Origin of the sequence: Micromonospora sp. WMMD712 (assembly GCF_029581295.1) — a bacterium.
GTDB classification, from domain to species: domain Bacteria; phylum Actinomycetota; class Actinomycetes; order Mycobacteriales; family Micromonosporaceae; genus Micromonospora; species Micromonospora carbonacea.
This window is the reverse complement of sequence record NZ_CP120743.1, coordinates 5956626-5973565: the sequence shown is the minus strand read 5'-3', so window position 1 is coordinate 5973565 and position 16940 is coordinate 5956626. Positions and strand designations below refer to the sequence as shown.

The following is a 16940-nucleotide window of genomic DNA, read 5'->3' as shown; positions in this document are numbered from 1 at the left end:
TCCTCGCGCGACACTGATCTGATCGGGGGGCAAGTCCCTTTGCCCGTAATTCGCGCCAATGCGGTCGGAAGGGTCAGGGCGTGGAGTCATGGCCCGCTGTGGATGAACGGGGCCCAAAGGTCGGGACGGTCTAGGTTCGTCGTGCGTAGGTGGCGGGTCACCTCGTGTAGGACCATTGCGGCACTGTCTGCGGCGGGTGAGTCGGGAAGCCCACGGTAGAAGGCCCGGGCGGCCTTGAGGGCTGTGCTGTCGTCGAGTGGCCAAAGGCATGCCACCACGTGCCGGAAGCCGGCGAGTTGGAAGGCGGATGCCGGGTGCAGCACCTCGTCGGCGTATCGGATGCCGTGATTGGCGGTGGAGCAGGCAGAGAGGTAGGCCAGTTCCGCTTCGGGTAGCTGCAGGTCGCCGATCTCGGGCAGCCGCAGTGTCCGGTCGAATAGGCGCAGGCCGCTGTCGGTCTGGGAGATTGGATCGAGCACGTTGTGGCAGGCGAAGTGTGTCCATGTGGCGGCCTTGATAGCTTGCACCACTCGGTCCGCGGTTGCCTGTTCGCCGGAGAGTACGGTGCCGCCCAGTGCGGCGGCCTCACGGGCGGCTGCAGGCAGGTAGGGGAGACCGGGTGTGTGCGGTAGCGCCACGGTGAGGCGTACGCGCCGGGTGGTGGGCGGCCGAGTGCGGGCTGTTTGTAGGGCGCGCAGTGAGGTTGTGTATGAGGAGATGAGCAGGTCGGGGGCGGCGCCGGCCGCGTGTAGCGGCAGTAGGCCGAGCGGACCGGTGGGTAGCCACCACACCCGGCACGGTGTAGCCGTGGTGGCGGGCAGCGCGGCGGTAACCGGTCCGACGATGACCTCGGCCAGCCAGTCCAGGATCTCGCGAACCACTCCGATGCGGCGCTGTGTGGTGGCCGGCGACGGTTGGCTTTCGAACGCGTCGAGGAGTTCCGATACGTGAGTGCTGACGTCGGACAGTCGCAAGGCGGGCAGTTCGACGAGCGACGGCGGGGCGTCAGGCTGGATGATGACCGCATCGCTGCGGTGCCGGCTCGTGTTGACCAGTACCGCGCGGCCACCCGTCAGGGCTGGCTGCAGGTCGGTGAGACACGGCGCGGCCAAGAATCTACTCAAACCGGGCAGTTGCCGGATTTCGGCGAGCAGCGCGTCGTAGTCGGTCCACCACCGCCGCCGTTCGTCGGCGGGGAAGTCCGGCGTGTTGAGCCTTTCACACACCCAACCGAAACGGTCCGCGAGGCGCGGGTTGTGTTCGGCCAACTCCATCAGGTCGACGCGAATGTTCGCCTGGCTCGCGAGGAGCACGCCTCGACCGAGTTCGGCGACCTCGACCGCCCCGGTGGGGTCGCCGGCCGCGCAGTGCGCGGCTACGGCGTCGCCGACGAGGCCGGCCGGCTGGCCGAGCCGGTGCTGCTGGTCGGCCCATCCGGCTTCCCGCGGCGCCACGGACGGCAGCAGCGCGACCGCCTGGTCGAGCAGCTTGACGGCCAGCGGCGCGTCGCCGGCCGCGAGCGCGAGTGACCCGGCGGCGTGGTGGGCGGTTGTACGGTCGAGTGGGGCCGCGCCCAGCGTCATGACGACCTTGGCGGCGAGGTCGCGGAGCCCGTCCGGGGTCAGTCCGGCGGCCCCCCGTTCGAGGTGAGCGGCGCAGTTGGTGGCAAGGAACCGCGCCCGGCCGGGATGGCTGGCCTGAACGTTCGCCAATGCCCATTCGCTCAAGTCGATCGCGGCGTCCGCGTCGTCGGCCGCGCCGCCGAGACGGTATCGGTCGAGGTGCATCTCGGCGAGCAGTGATTGCCGGCCGGGCAGCTGCGCGTGGTCGGCGGGCGTACCGGACAGGGCTCGTGCAGCCAGCTCGACCGCCCGGTTCAGATCGCCCTCGCTGTTCGCACCGCGGTGGCGGCGCCAATAGGCGGTCGCGAGTCGCATCTGCCGCCCGGCCAATGCGACATCGGTGCCAGCCATCGCCTGCTCGCCGATCGTGATCGCCCGGTCGAGGTCGGTGATGTCGCCGGTGACGAGGTAATGCTTCTGGTATGCCTCGCACAGGGTGGATAGCCACGGCGGTGGCCCGCCGCCTGCTAGCACCGTCTCGGCCAGGTCGATGGCGTGGGCCAGGTCGGCGAGCACGCCGGTGTGCGCATGCCGGGTGAGGTAGACAGCCGCCAGGTCGATGGCCACGGCGGCCCGGTCAGGGTGGCCGGGCGGGATCGCCGCGAGCACCCAGCCAGCCAGCGTCACGGCCCTATCCAGGTCGGCTCCGTCACCGGTGCTGAGGTGCCGCTGATGAAGCGCTCCAGCGAGGCCCCGCAGGAGCGACGGGCGAACGTTGTCGTCGTCGGGCAGCGTCGCCAGCGCCTGCTCGTACAGGTCGACGGCGCGGCGAATGTCCTCCAGCGAGCGGCTCCGCTCGTGTCGTTTTAGCAGGACGGACGCCGCAGCCGCCAGGTGAGCGCCGCGGTCGCGGTCGTCCTGGGTCAGCGCGGAGAGAGCCCGTTCGCTGAGGTCGGCCGCGCGCCGCAAGTCGGACCGGGCACCGGTGCGCTCGTACCGGCGCAGCAGCGCGCCGGTGAGGTTCACCAACAGCGCGGAACTCACCTGATCCCCGGCGCGTGTGACCGCCTGGTCGGTCAGCGCTACGGCTCGATCGATGTGGGCTGGGTCTCCGGTCTGCTCGTACCACTGCAGATATGCCTCGCCCAACTCGGCCAGCACGGCTATGTCGGCACCGATGACCGCTAGCTTCCGCTGAAGCAGGCTGACGGCACGCCGTAGGTCGCCAGCCCTGCCGCGAAGACGGTGGCGGCATCGGTAAGCGGCGGCCAGATGCGTCCACACCACCGGGCCCGTCTCGCCGAGCCCGTCGGCGATCTCGGCCGCTTCCTCGCCGGCAGAAACTGCGGCGTCGAGGTCGGCTTCTACGCCGTCCCGCTCGTACCGGCGTCGCAGGGCGAGACAGAGGTATGAGAGCCGTACGACGCGGCGATGGTCGCGCCACGGCGTCGCCTTCGCCGCAGGGGTCATCAGCAGAATCGCCGCGTCGAGCAGGGCCGGGTCGGGCAACCGCGCCGAGGCCGCCAGCATCGCCTGCGCCGCCTCTGCCTGGGCATCCGCGTTGGTGAATCGGCCGACCAGCGGTTGCAGCCTGGACGGCACGGCATAGTAGTCGTCCGCAACAGCGTCCAGACACAGCAACGCCCTCGCCAACTCGGCGTGGCCCTTATCGCCGGCCGACTCCCCGTGCCGAAGGTAGTGCAGCCAGCCTAGCGCCTGGCACGCCGCGAGGAACAGTGCCTCCAGCGACGCCGAGGAGGAGTCCAGGTCGACGCCGCGCACCGCCCGCCACAGCACGGCCGCGTCCTGATCGGCGATGGCATCGAGAATCGCGGCCGGATCACCGGAACGGTGATAATCCTCGACCCAGGCGCACACCCGTGCGACGAGTTCATCCATCCTCACCGGCCGCTACCAGTATGGGCTCAACCGCAGAAGACGGGCCGGCGTGTCGCCCTCCCGCCCGGTCGCCAGCAGCAGGGCGCCGTCCGGCTGGGCCACCATGTCGACCGGCACACGCCAACCCTCGGCCGTATGGTTCAACTCGGCTAGCACAGCACCCGATTCCGTGTCCCAGACCAATGTTCGCCGGCCACCGGTCGCGGCAACGGCCACACGCAGGTCGGGCAGCACCGCCAGCGCGACGGATCCGTCACCCGACGACCCGGGCGCGGCGAACGTCCGTACCACCTCGCCGGTATGGCCGTCCCATACCCGCACCACGCCGCCAGCGGCGGCCGCGACCCGCAACGACCGGTCGGCGAGCGTCGCGACCGCCACATGCGGCGTCCGTAACCCCGGATCGGCGTACTCAAACACGAACTCGTGCGCGAGGGTGCCGGCGGTCGCGTCCCAGACATACACGGTGGAGGAGGTGCTGCCTCCGTCGATGCCCGCGACGACGCAGACATGTCCGTCAGACCTAACGGCGGCGGCCACCGACCACACGAGGTCGATGCTGGGCGTGCCGACCTCGAACACGGCCCGGGTCTCCCGGGTTACCGGGTTCCATACCCGTACGGTCGCGTCGTCGCTGCCCGTGACCAGCCACGGTACGTTGCCGGGTGGGGCGGCCCAGGCGACGGAGTTGACCGGCCCGCGGTGCCCAGAAAGCTCGGCTACCGGCTCGACTCCCCTGGTGGTCCAGACGCGGGCCTCGTGGTCCTGCCCGCCGGTGGCCAGCACCATCTCACCGTCGGCAAGCACAGTGAGCCCGACGGACAGGACCCGTTCGGCATGCCCGGCCACCGTGCAGAGCCGACGCCCATCCCTGGTCCCCAGGACATGGGTCGCGGCATCGTCGGCCAAGCCGAGCAGATACCGCCCGTCGGGCAGGGCGGCCAGGGCCAAGTCGTTGGGCGGTGGGTCGGTCACGTCCCGCCATGCCTGCGGGGTGACGTCTTGGACGTTCACCTCCTTCGGCCCCCAGTTTCTCGGCCGGGCCGTCATACCGCACACCGGACGCGGCCTGCCGGCCGCCGCAGGCGTCCGCGGCCAGTTCTTGCGCGGCGGCAGCAACCCCAGGTATTCCAGATCCTCGGTCTCGCCGATCTCCCCGGATGGTGAGACACTCAGGCCCTTTGGCGGCCTCGATCGGCGGCTGACCCGCACGTCGATGATGTCGCTCGATTGGTAGGGCAGCACCGGATCGGTGTTGTCCCGTACCTCCTGCTCATACTGTGCGTCGGCCGTACCGCGCTCGCGATAGTCGACCACCCGCCAGTCCGCGCCCGCCTCGACGGCTGTGGAGACTGCGAACCGCTGAGTCCCGTCGACCGGGTCGCGATACTCAATCAGCTCGATGGTGCCTCCGAGTAGCGCATGCGTCTTGGTGCTCCGTAGCGTTTCGCCCGCGTTCAGCGCGGCCAGGTAGGCGTCCCAACGCTCGTCCTGGCGCGTGCCCCAGCAGGCGTGGAGGGTCTCGTCGTCGTGGGTGTCGTAGAGGACCCGCGAGCCATCCGGGCGGCACAACACGCGGAATGGTTCGGAGTCGACATCGGCACGTTCCCAGGGGGCATCGTGCTGCCCCATCAGCCTGCGAACCGCCTGCCAGGCGGCCGTCTTGTCGGCGAAGCGCCGGTCACCGAACCCCTGGTGACGCACATACCAGCCCCCGTCGACGGTGCCGACCTGGATCCGAACCACCATGTCCACGGGGCCATGCTCGCGCAGTTCCCACTGCGCGACGGGCTCGTGCGCCTCGTGTTCGAGATCGATCACCGTGCCCTGGTCCATCTCCACGGCCGCATCCTAGCCAACCGACGCGACTGGCGTTCCCCGCGAACGTACCGATAGCATTTCCGCTGTGCGACGGGGCGAGGGTGTGGGTTCCGCCGAGCACACCAGGTGCTGAGCGCCTCCTAAGGGAGCAATGTCATGAGCAACAGTTTCCCGGCTGCCAACGCCCCGGTAGGCGAGGAAGATCATTGGCCGACGTTCGACATCACGCCGAAGGCCTATGAGGAAGCAGTGGCGGCAATCGTTACGTCGATGCACCTTGAACTGCTCGATTGGGAGGTCAAGCACCTCGACCCGCTCAAAGGGCTGGACGGAACCTACATCGTGGACGTCACAGCGCGTTTCCAATTGGCCGGGATGGACTTTCTGATCCTGTTCGAATGCAAACGCCACAAGGACCCGGTCAAACGGTCCGACGTTCAGGTGCTGCTCGCCAAACTCCAGTCCATAGGCGCGCAAAAGGGCGTCGTGGTGGCCGCCACCGGCTTCCAACGCGGTGCCCTGGAGCTGGCAAAAGCCCACGGCATCGCCTGCGTCCGCCTAGTCGACAACGCGTGGACGTACGTTACCCGCCACACTACGGCCGCTCCACCACTTGTCTCCACCGGAGTATACTCTGGATACGCGATCACACCCGATGGTTACGGCGACTACGAGTTCACCCTACTCAACGAGAGCCCCGGCACTGCACGATCGACCTTGATCACCCCGATTCAACAGGAAGCCGGGGAGCCAGGTGCCGTGCGCTGACGCTTGGAGAACTGATGACGCCGGGTCGGTCGACTGCGGTGCGCGCCAAAGCCGACCCTCAGCGGAAGAAGACCTCCCCTGCAGCGAGAGTGACGACGCCGGGAAAGCCCGGATCACGCCTGCTGTCCCACATACACGGCACCGGTGGCACCGACGGGTGATAGAGGTTCCCCTGCCGCGAACCCGCCGATGTCTCCCCTCGTCAGCAGCGTAAACGCCAACGACCGACTCCGAACCACTCACTGGCCGACAAGGTCTTCCCCGCCGTGAACGCCCCACCAACTCGGCGCGTGTCTGTGCAGCCTTCCGGAGAAGCGGGTCAGCAGCAGCCAGTCGGCGTCGAGGATCAGCGCGGCGTCCTCCGCCCGCTCGCCCAGTACCCGGGCCACAGACGCCAGCATCTCCCGCGTCGCCCGGTCGGAGGATTCGCCCTTACCCAGTCGGAAGCCGATGGTGACGTACCGCTCCGGTTCCCACTCCCACACCGAGCCGTCACCATCCTCGGCCTCAAAGTAGCCGTGGGAACCGGCGTAGATGCTCACCGTGTAACCACACCGATCACTGAGGTCCGCACTCAACACCCGGGGCCTGCCATCTACCGCCGACTCCTCGACACCCTCCGGAGCGACGACGCCGGCCAGCACATCGAGAGGAACGTCGCCGGCCAGCGTCAAGCGGTACTCGGTCGCCATGGATAGCCCTTCAGTCTCGTCGCAGGATCTGGATTATCGCCCCGCTGCGCGTCACCGCCACCAGTTCCTTCAACCCTGCGATCGGCCAGTCGTCGAACTGCTTCTGCAACGCCGCGAGATCGCCGCGCCAGTCGTGGAGGTTGACCACCACCCGTTGGGTCTGCTCACTGGCGATCTTGTCGTCAACCCCGCTCCACACGCCTCGCACGCTCTTCGCCGGCGTCGGGGAGTAGCAGTCGAAGACGTGTCCCTCGATCAGGTAGTCGGGATCCTTGCCCGGTTTACCGGAATCACCGGTACCGAGCCGGGCGTCAGCGACCTCCTGCCTGGTCGGGTTCTGGTGGAGCAGGTATCCCTCAGCAGCGACGGTATCGGCGCATTCGTTCTCCAGTTCCAGGGAGCGCCGCACGCGTTCGTCCTCCTTCGGAGGAATCCGGGTACGTCGACCGGTAGGCGAGCCGCCGCGCTCTCCGGTGGGCCTGCGCGTCCACGACGTCGTCACACCCGCGCCGACCGACGGTGTGGAAACCGAGGAAGGGCTGGCCGGTACGGCACCGCCAGCCCCGCTCAATTTCCCGACGACCCCAACTGTCGCGCCTCGGCGATCGCCACGTCAACCACCTGGCGGGTGGTAGCGGTGCGCTGGACCAGCACGACAAGCACCTGTTTGACGCTCTCCAGCGCCTGGAGGAGCGGCCCTGGCTGCCCACCCTGCAAAACCGCGACGACAAGCTGCTGCGCCTCACTGACGTGCGTGATCGTGGCGGCCGTCTGGTCGCGGATGCCGTCGACCGCACTCTGCACCGGAGCCAGCCCGTTGATTGTCTCCCCTGGACTGCCCTGCCGAGGGACACCAGCGGTCGCCTTCGTGGCATCACCGACGGCACCGGCGAGACCGCCCAGTCCGCCCCGGACAGTGGCGATGGCCCCGCGAATCCGCGCCACACCCGCAGCGACCGCAGCGAACCCGGCACCCGCAGCCCGCAGCCCGATCTCCTGCGCCTGCTGGTCAGCAGCGGCAGCCAGACTCTGCGCGCGTTCGACCCCGGCGGCCAGCGTACGCAGCTCTGCAGTGATCTTCTCGACGTGCGACACGCTGCCGGATTCCTCCACCTGACGACGAGAGCCCCTCAGGAAGTTGAACCTACCGGCACGGCACCGACGTCACCAGACGCCGCACAGCAGTAGGCGATCCCGGCGACGCCAACCGGTCCAACGGCTACGAGCACCCACCGAGCACCGGCTCGCAGTTCACGCGACCACTGCGGGCGCGACGGGGCCTCCCGGCCGACGTGGGCGTCGAGCGCTTGGCGGGCCGGTGTGGAGGGCCCAGGCGGTGCGGGTGGCCTGCAGATGCAGCGGGTGGGTCGCGGCGGTCCTATCGGTCGGTGCGGGTGGTCTCGTCGGCGATCCAGCCGAGGTGCCGGGCCGTGTTGGTCAGGATCTCGGCGAGTTGCGCGTCGATGCCGAACCGCTCGAAGCTCTTCGGCATGCTGTCGGCGAGGTCGCTGCCGCGCCGTTCGGACGCGGCTCGCCAGTCGGCCAGCATCTCGATCAGGTCCACGAGGGTCATCCCGTTGATGCCACGGTCGTGGTGTTCCGGGTGATGCGCGTTGTGCGCGTAGTGGTGAGCGAGGCCGTCGCCCATCGCCGCAAGACAGGCTCGGTACTCGTCGCTGCCGTACACGGCCGCCTGAAGCTTCGGCACGTACTCGTCGTACGTCTCCACCTCGGGCGGCTCAATCTTGGACAGGTCGTGCTGGGTGGACCGGGCGATCAGTTCCTTGATCGGGGCGCCCATGAGGGTGCCGACGCGGAGGCTGTGGATAAGGGTGTCGGGGCGGCTGTCGTAGGTCACGGTGTCCTCCGGGGTCGGGTGGTGCGGATAAGGTTGATCTTGCTTGAATCGTCTGGTCCAACGGGGTGACGTGAGTGCATCTGTTCACGGTCAGGCCCCAGCTTCACGGGACGGCGTCCGGCCCAGTCCATCGCGCGCCGACCCCGCCCCATAACGCGCGAGCACCCACGGAGACACCGCATGGATCATCAACAGCCAGCTGGCCACGGACTCACGGTAGGCCCTGGCCATGCTCGCGCAGAATCACTCACACGGACCGGGCCACTCTCACTCGCCGATCCGGGGGGCACGCGTACCTGAACGTCCTACAACGACGGTCGGTCGAGCCATGTCTGATCGCATAGATGGCACCTAGAGTGTTGCGGTGCTGACCCTCGGCGTCGACCTCGCAGCGGCGGACAAACGTACGGCGATGGCGACCATCGAATGGCTGTCGGACCGCGCAGTGGTGCGAAACCTGGTCCTCGACGTCGGTGACGCCCAGATCGTCAAGGCCAGCCAGGACGCGGACAAGGTCGGGCTGGACTGCCCACTCGGCTGGCCGGAACCCTTCGTCGCGCTCCTCGCGGCCCACTGGTCCGGCCACGTCTCCGTCGATGACGGCGATGCCGCACGGTGGCGGCGTCGTCTGGCCTACCGGTTGACCGACGAGGTGGTACGCGAGACGACCGGCATCATTCCGCTCAGCGTCGCTGCGGACCGGATCGCCCATGCCGCTTTCCGGTGCGCCGGGCTGTTGGCGATGCTGGCCGCCGACGGCCAGGACGTCGACCGGTGCGGCGACGGCAAACTCGTCGAGGTGTACCCGGCTGCGGCCCTGTGCCGCTGGGGACTGACGTACCGCGGTTACAAGGGACGGGGCCAGAAGACGCAGCATGCCGACCTCGTGACCGCGCTCTGCGCGGCCGCACCCTGGCTCGAGCTGGGCGCTTCCGAGGCGCTGTGTCGCCACAGCCACGACGCCTTAGGCCGTGTTTCGTAGTGATCGACGGCGTGGCGGTGGTCGCTAATCGAGGAGGTCTCCGGTAGTTGGTTCAGCGACCAAGCTAGAACTTCACACCGGAGACCTCGTGCCGAGCGTAGCGGCAGCGAGGCGACATGACCTGACCGACGTGCAGTGGGCGGTACTCGAGCCGTTGCTGCCTGCGGGAACGGGTCATGCTCGGCCGCGCAGATGGACCATGAGACTGATCATCGACGGGATCCGGTGGCGGGTCCGGACCGGGTCACCGTGGCGGGACGTGCCCGCGCACTACCCGCCCTGGCAGACCCTGTACCGGTGGTTTCGGCGCTGGCAGCGTGACGGCGTCTGGGCCCGGATTCTCACCTTGTTGCAGACCGCAGCGGACGCGGCGGGGTTGATCGGCTGGACGGTGAGCGTGGACTCGACCATCAGCCGCGCCCATCACCACGCCGCTGGGGCCCGCCGCGACGGTCAGGCGCAGAAAGAGCCCCCCGGTGGTGTGCAGACCGAACCGGCAGATCACGGGCTCGGCCGGTCGAGGGGCGGCTGGACCACCAAGACCCATCTGGCCTGCGAACAAGGCCGCAAACTGATGGCCGTGGTGGTGACCGCCGGACAACGCGGCGACAGCCCACAGTTCATCCCCGTGCTGGCCAGGCTCCGCGTCCCCCGCGCCGGTGGCGGCCGGCCACGCACCCGCCCCGACATGGTGCTGGCCGACAAGGCATACACGTCCAAGGCCAACCGCTCCCACCTGCGATCCCGCAGCATCCGCGCGTGCATCCCGAGCAAGACCGACCAGGACGCGCACCGCAAGGCCAAAGGCTCCAAAGGCGGACGTCCGCCCGCGTTCGACCCCGACCTCTACCGCCTGCGTCACGCCGTGGAGTGCGGCATCAACCAGCTCAAACAACACCGCGCCATGGCCACCAGGTACGACAAACTCGCCGTGCGCTACGAAGCCACCCTCACCATCGCCGCCATCAACCAATGGCTCCGCGCCCTACGAAACACGGCCTAGACGCGGTCGTCGCGGCCCTCAACGCACGTGCCGCCGCAACAGGCAGGGCGACCCGGCCCGACGACGAGCAGCGGCAGGTCGCAGGGGTCGAGGGCTGGATCGCCCTGCCCACGGGGCCGCTCAGCGACCTTGTCGACGGCACCGGAGCAGGCGAGAGGCGCTCATGACCTCGGGGCTGAGTTGGCTGGACACTTCTCGCGAGGATCAGCAACGTATGCGCGAGTTGCTCAAGCTCTTCAGCGACACGGAGAGCCGGGACGAGTTGGGCATCGGCCAGGTCCGCGACGCTTTCAGCGACCTGCTGTTCCCCGGCACGTCGGTCCTGCAGAACCGGGCACGGTACCTGTTGATCGTGCCCTGGTGCTACCAGGAGGCGCAGCGGCGTGGGCTACGTGGTGACCGTCTCGCCGCGCGGGTCGACCGCAACGAGCGGAAGGTGATCGCCGCGCTGCTGCGCGGCAGCGACACGGAGGGCATGATCGGCAGGCGTGCCGGAGTCGGGGTCCGCACCCTGCCCTCGAACATCTACGCCGTTGCTCTCCAGGAGTACGGCATCCGCAGCGGTGAGGATGACACGGCACCGGACCGACGGCTGGTATCCCGGCTGGCCGAGGCTGATGAGCTGACCGAGCGGTCGCGCGGTAGCTGGCATCCGACCCTGCCCGGGGCGCCGGCGAACTTTCCGCAGGAGGTCGAGGGTGGGCTGAGGTTACTCCCGGACGAGGCTCGTTGGCTGCGCGAGCGGATCATCGACGCGGTGCCTGGCACCCTGCTGGCGTACTTGCTCGATCCCGCGCATCGCCCTGGGTCGGAGGGTGATGCGCCGTGGGACGAGCCGGTGGCGCTGGCCGCGCCGGAGCCGATCGGTTCCCTGGTTCGGGATGCGCAGCGTTTCTCGCTGGCGATGCATGGTGCGGCGTTGTTGTACAACCTGCTCGTCGCCGAGCGGTACGAGCAGGCGAGCCTGTCCGAGCACGAACAGCCGGCCGCCCGATACCGCGACAGGCTGTCGAAGTGGAGCGGTCGGGTGTCGGCGGAGCCGGGCCTGAAAGGCTGGGATCGGTCGGGGATGTGGACGCTGCTGATCGAGAGGAATCCCCGGATCAGCACGAACGTCAAGGCCCGGCAGTTCATCGAGCGGTGGCTCGACGCGGTGACCAGTGGGGCTGCTGGCGACGCCGCCGTCGACTCGACCTTGCGGGGCCTCGTCAGTGAGCGGGAGCGTTCGGTGAAGAAGGGCCAGTCGCGCTTGGTCAACGACAAGTTGTTGCGTACGTGGAGTGGCGCGTCGGGCAGTCGTCGGCTGGTGTTCCGTTGGCCGCAGGTTCGCCGGATCCTCGCCGACATCCACGACGGTTGCGCTGCGGGTTCTTCGGAGGCTGCCGGTGCTCGCGCCTGACTCCCGCGCGCTGTTGCTCGACGCGTTGCGCCCACCGCCGGGGGCGCGGTTGTGCCGGGCGGTGGCGTTGACGTTCACCCTGGATCTGGAGAGTCTGCTGGTCGCACCGTTGGCGTTCGCCGCGCATGGCCTGCGGGAGTCGGCGGACCCGATCGCGGTCATGGAGGGTGTGCGGCGCTGCGCGGACCGTATCGATGTGTTCTGTCAGGCGGGGCAGATCGTGGTGCCGTCAGGGGCGTCGGCGCTGTTGGCGTTCGTCGAGCCGATGGTGCACCAGGTGCACCGCCCCAAGCCGGGTCACCTGTTCCACCCCAAGCTGTGGGCGCTGCGGTTCCTCGACGACACGACGGGAGAGGTGTCGCTGCGGCTGCTGGTGCTCAGCCGCAATCTGACCAAGGATCGCAGCTGGGACGTGTGCCTTCGGTTGGATGGCGTGCCCGGCACCCGCATGAGGAAGGACAACCGGCCTCTGGTCGACCTTCTGCGGCATGCGGTGCGGCTGGCGGTCACGCCGCTACCGGCCGCCCGGCACGCGGCGATCGAGGCGCTGTGCGAGGACCTGCGTCGCGCCGATTGGGATCCACCCGAGGACGCACAGGGGATCGTCTTTCACGCCCTGGGGGTGCCTGGTAGCCGCCCGCCAGACTTCGCGGGGACGCGTCACCTGGTCATCTCGCCGTTCTGCACGCCGGGTGGCCTGAACCGGTGCGCGCCCAGCGGGGCGTTGTCGGTGGTGAGCCGGCAGGAGGCGCTCGACCGTCTGCCCGAGGAGTGCCTGACCGGTGCCGAGGCGTTCGTGGTCAGCGCCTTGGCCGGTCTGCCCGCCGAGGAGGCGCCGCCGGGCCAGGAGGTGCTGCACGGGCTGCACGCAAAGGTGTACGTGGTGGAGAAGGGCCACCATGCGCGGGTCCTGCTCGGCTCGGCGAACGCCACCGACGCGGCGTTCGGCGGCAACGTCGAGTTGCTGGTGGAACTGGGCGGCAGCCGGAACCGGTGGGGGATCAACGCCCTCCTCGGTCCCGACGCCGGTTTCCGGGAGATCCTCGAACGGCACGAACGCCAAGAAGTCACTGAGCCGGAACCCGACACCGGTTTCCTGCGTGATCTCATCCGGGACATCGCCGCCATACCCATGTCAGCCACCGTCACGACCTCAGCCGACGGCTACGAGATCCGGCTCGACTCGCAGGAAGCCGTTCCTGAGGTGACGGGTGTACGGATCACCGCGCAGTTGCACACCCGCCGTGGGGAAGCTGTGCCGCTGGTTCCGGGCCACCGGGTGTCCGCAGTGTTCGCCGAGCTCGCGTTGGCCGACATCACCCCGTTTGTCCTGGTGGTCGCCGAAGACCGTACGGGCCGGGAGCAGACCGTCGTCCTCGCCGCCCTGATCGGTGACCCGGCCCATCGGCTCGACCACGTCCTCGCCCAGCAGATCGACACGCCGGAGAAGTTCCTGCGGTTCCTGCTGTTGATGCTCGGCCTCGGCACCGAAGCTGCCGCCGCCGTGAGCGGCGACGCCGACGGGCAGGGCATCTGACGTACCGGCGGCACCGGCATCCTCGAACTGCTACTCAACGCTCTGGTGGACCGCCCGGAGCAGCTCGACGACCTGGCCCGGTTGGTCGCCCGTATCGAAGCCGACGGCGAAAGCAGGCGGCTGCTGCCGCCCGGATTCACCGAGCTGTGGCGGGTCATCGACCAGGCACGGGACGCGAGCGCAGAGGCGGTGGGCCGGTGAAGCGGTACGACGCGGGGCCGGTCATGGCCGGCCTGAAGGACTTCCAGCGCGCCACCGTCGCGCATGTCGTCGACCGGTACTTCGGTGCCGACCCAACCCGCCGGTTCCTCGTCGCCGACGAGACCGGACTCGGTAAGAGCGTCGTGGCCAGGGGCGTCATCGCCCAGACCCTGCAACGGCTGCAGGACGACGACAGCGTGGAACGGGTAGACGTCATCTACGTCTGCTCCAACCAGGACGTCGCCCGGCAGAACATCGACCGGCTGCGGGTCACCGCCGACAAGACCGTCACCCTGTCCAGCCGGCTCACCCTGCTCGCCAAGCACGCACATCGGCTCAATGCCGCGACCGCCACCACCGGCAAGCCGATCAACCTGATCGCGTTCACCCCGGGCACCTCCTTCGACCAGGGCTGGCGGACCGGCGCCGTGGAGGAGCGGGCGCTGATCTTCCTGCTCCTCGAACAGGCCCACTCGTGGGGCGGCTGGCGCTCCCGAGCAGCGCTGCGCGCGTTGCAGGCGACCGTCGCCACCCCTGAGAAGTTCGAGGATCAGTGCAACAGGCTCTGGGAGCAGCTCCAAGGAGAAGTCGACCCGACGATCGCCGAGGGATTCCTGCGTCGTGCCCGCCACGGCGGCCTGCTCGACGAGTTCGACGCGCTACTCGACGGCATCGGTCGACGCCGCGCCCTGCCCGACGCGCTGCGGGAGAAGACCCGCAAGCTCACCGGTGCCCTGCGAACGGCGCTGGCCACCGCCGGTGTCGAGGTCCTCGACCCAGACCTGGTCATCCTCGACGAGTTCCAGCGCTTCCGGGAACTCCTCGACCCGAACGGTGGCGACAGCGCCGAACTCGCCCGGCACCTGTTCGACCATCGAGCCGCCCGGGTGCTGCTGCTGTCGGCCACCCCATACAAACCGTTCACCTTCGCCGAGGAAGCCGGCGCAGGCGAGGACCACTACCGCGACTTCCGGCAGGTCCTGCGCTTCCTCACCGACGACGAGTGCTGGCACGCCGACGTGACGAAGACCTTCGAGGCGTACCGGGACGCCCTGGTCCGCGGCGAACCCTGCGGCGACCTGCGCGGCCGGCTGCGCGCCCTGTTGTTGCGGGTCATGTGCCGCACCGAACGGCCCTCGCTGGGCCAGGACGGGATGCTGAGTGAACACCTCGACCTCGCCGACGACCTCGACACCCGTGACGTGCGCGGCTACGTGGCGATGCGTCGGGTCGCCGACGCCGTCGGCGCACGGATGTCGGTCGAGTACTGGAAGTCCGCCCCCTACTTCCTGAACTTCCTCGACGGCTACCAACTCGGCGACAAGGTCCGCAAGGCGCTCGACGGCAAACCGGACCCCAACGTCACCGCGCTGCTGGCCACCGCGCAACTGCTCGACGCCGACACGATCGACCGACGAGAACCCGTCGATCTCGGCAACGGCCGGCTACGGCGACTCGCCGCGGACACCGTCGACCGGGGCTGGTGGCAACTGCTATGGCTGCCCCCATCCCTGCCCTACCACACCCTCGACGAACCATTCGCCACCGCAGCGGCCGAAGGCATCACCAAGCGGCTGCTGTTCTCCTCCTGGAACGCCACCCCCACCGCAGTGGCCGGACTACTCAGCTACGAAGCCGAACGCCAGCTCGGCGGCCAAGGAAAGGAAAGCCGGCACCTCGACTACCGCACCGAACACAACCGCCCAGCGGCCATGAGCGCCCTGGCAATCTTCTGGCCCCATCCCGCCCTGGCCACACTGTGCGACCCACTGACCCTGGCCCGGCAGCGACCGGACGAGACCACACCGCTGGCCGTGTTCGAACGAGAGGTGCGGGAAAGGCTGCTCGCTTACGCCTCCACCGATACGGCGGCCACCGAAGCGACCCCCGCCGAGCCGTGGGAACTGGTCTTCCGGTGGCCCGGCGCAGACCCCGGCTGCGACGATGCCGCTGCCGCCCTGGGTACCTCCGCCGACGACGACGCAACGGCCACCGGCCTGGACCGGCACGTGGGGCGAGCCCGGGAGCTGGCCGACAACGCCCGATACCCGGCAGCAGACCATCTCCACGGTCTGCTCGGCAGCGTCGCGGCGATCGGCATGCACGCGCCGGGCAACATCGCCTGGCGGGCACTGTCCCGACTGATCCACCCCGACGACGCAGTCACCTCCGCAGGGCACTGGCGCGCCGCAGCGGTATTGGCCAACGGGCTGCGGTCCCTGTTCAACCGGCCGGAATCCGCCCAACTGCTCGACAGCCTGTCCATGGGCCCGGTCTACTGGCAGGCGGTGCTGCGCTACTGCGCCGCCGGTGATCTACAGGCCGTCCTCGACGAGCACCTGCACACCCTACGCAGCGGCACCGCCGACACCCGCCTCGACGACAAGAACCTCTGCCAGCTCGCCGATGAGGCACGGCAGGCGATCGCCACCCGACCGTCAACCTACGAAGCCTTCAACCCACACCACCCCGACGAGCGGATCAAACTGCCCGGCCGGTTCGCGCTACGCTACGGCGGCCGCGGCGAAGAACAAACCCAAGCAGACCGCAAAGCAGTCGTACGCCGAGCCTTCAACAGCCCCTTCTGGCCATTCATCGTCGCCACCACCAGCGCCGGCCAGGAAGGCATCGACTTCCACCAGTGGTGCTCCGCCGTCGTGCACTGGAACACCCCCGCCAACCCCGTCGACTTCGAACAACGCGAAGGCCGCATCCACCGCTTCGGCGGACACGCCATACGCCGCAACATCGCCGCCGCACACCGTGCGGAGGCCCTGCGTTCCCCCGAACCGGACGTCTGGAAAGCCCTCTACGACGCGGCACGAGCAGAATCCGGAGAACTGGGCGACTTCGCCCCGTACTGGGTGTTCCCCGGGGCCGCGAAGATCGAACGACACGTCCTGCCCTACCCACTCAGCCGCGACCAGGCAAAACTCGACCGGCTCAAGTCGGACCTAGCGGTGTACCGGCTGGCGTTCGGCCAACCGCGGCAGGAAGACCTACTTAACCTGCTGCGACGGCGAGACACCGAAGGGGCAGGCGTGCCCGAGGTCCTGGATCTACGACCGGCTCCAGAGAGAACAACAGCAATGATGAACCGGCCGCAGGCCGGACTTCAGCCGAGCGGAGCCTGATTGACGAGGCCCGACGACTCGACCCGACGCGGCGCCCAGGGTCGCTCGGCCCGATCATCCAAGCAATGACCCGGGACACCACTG

At 68.8% G+C, this 16940-nt stretch carries 13 protein-coding genes; 7 read left to right on the top strand and 6 right to left on the bottom strand.

Features of this window, described 5'->3' with window-relative positions; all coding sequences use genetic code 11:
• Window positions 1-86: 86 nt before the first annotated feature.
• On the bottom strand, window positions 87-3461 hold the full coding sequence (locus O7633_RS26080) for a CHAT domain-containing protein (RefSeq protein ID WP_282324277.1): 3375 nt from the start codon (window positions 3459-3461) through the stop codon (window positions 87-89).
• Window positions 3462-3473: 12 nt separating this feature from the next.
• Window positions 3474-5297, bottom strand: coding sequence for a hypothetical protein (locus tag O7633_RS26075; RefSeq protein WP_282328650.1), 1824 nt, complete (start codon window positions 5295-5297; stop codon window positions 3474-3476).
• 141 nt (window positions 5298-5438) lie between these two features.
• On the opposite strand from O7633_RS26075, the gene O7633_RS26070 reads away from it, so the two are divergent.
• Window positions 5439-6050, top strand: coding sequence for a restriction endonuclease (locus O7633_RS26070; protein WP_282324276.1), 612 nt, complete (start codon window positions 5439-5441; stop codon window positions 6048-6050).
• 239 nt (window positions 6051-6289) lie between these two features.
• Here the strand turns inward: O7633_RS26070 and O7633_RS26065 are convergent, their stop codons facing one another.
• From O7633_RS26065 to O7633_RS26050, 4 genes are all read right to left on the bottom strand, one after another.
• The gene (locus tag O7633_RS26065; protein WP_282324275.1) at window positions 6290-6742 is read right to left on the bottom strand and encodes a SitI3 family protein; all 453 of its coding nucleotides are present in this window, start codon (window positions 6740-6742) and stop codon (window positions 6290-6292) included.
• 10 nt (window positions 6743-6752) lie between these two features.
• A complete protein-coding gene (locus tag O7633_RS26060; RefSeq protein WP_278132305.1) occupies window positions 6753-7151 on the bottom strand; it encodes a hypothetical protein in 399 nt (132 codons plus the stop codon).
• A gap of 158 nt (window positions 7152-7309) precedes the next feature.
• A complete protein-coding gene (locus O7633_RS26055; RefSeq protein WP_282328649.1) occupies window positions 7310-7837 on the bottom strand; it encodes a DUF6244 family protein in 528 nt (175 codons plus the stop codon).
• 283 nt (window positions 7838-8120) lie between these two features.
• The gene (locus O7633_RS26050) at window positions 8121-8600 is read right to left on the bottom strand and encodes a DUF5662 family protein (RefSeq protein WP_282324274.1); all 480 of its coding nucleotides are present in this window, start codon (window positions 8598-8600) and stop codon (window positions 8121-8123) included.
• 364 nt (window positions 8601-8964) lie between these two features.
• Here O7633_RS26050 and O7633_RS26045 point away from each other — a divergent pair, with 364 nt between their 5' ends.
• The 6 genes from O7633_RS26045 (at window position 8965) to O7633_RS26020 (ending at window position 16856) form a co-directional block, all read left to right on the top strand.
• Entirely contained in the window at window positions 8965-9582 is a 618-nt protein-coding gene (locus tag O7633_RS26045) for a DUF429 domain-containing protein (RefSeq protein WP_282324273.1), read from the top strand.
• Window positions 9583-9670: 88 nt separating this feature from the next.
• Window positions 9671-10585, top strand: coding sequence for an IS5 family transposase (locus O7633_RS26040; protein WP_282324272.1), 915 nt, complete (start codon window positions 9671-9673; stop codon window positions 10583-10585).
• A gap of 163 nt (window positions 10586-10748) precedes the next feature.
• Entirely contained in the window at window positions 10749-11984 is a 1236-nt protein-coding gene (locus tag O7633_RS26035) for a DUF6361 family protein (protein WP_282324271.1), read from the top strand.
• The gene (locus tag O7633_RS26030) at window positions 11971-13521 is read left to right on the top strand and encodes a phospholipase D family protein (protein ID WP_282324270.1); all 1551 of its coding nucleotides are present in this window, start codon (window positions 11971-11973) and stop codon (window positions 13519-13521) included. Before O7633_RS26035 ends, O7633_RS26030 begins: the two co-directional genes overlap by 14 nt.
• A gap of 45 nt (window positions 13522-13566) precedes the next feature.
• A complete protein-coding gene (locus O7633_RS26025) occupies window positions 13567-13722 on the top strand; it encodes a hypothetical protein (RefSeq protein ID WP_282324269.1) in 156 nt (51 codons plus the stop codon).
• Entirely contained in the window at window positions 13719-16856 is a 3138-nt protein-coding gene (locus tag O7633_RS26020; protein ID WP_282324268.1) for a helicase-related protein, read from the top strand. Before O7633_RS26025 ends, O7633_RS26020 begins: the two co-directional genes overlap by 4 nt.
• The last annotated feature ends 84 nt before the right edge of the window (window positions 16857-16940 follow it).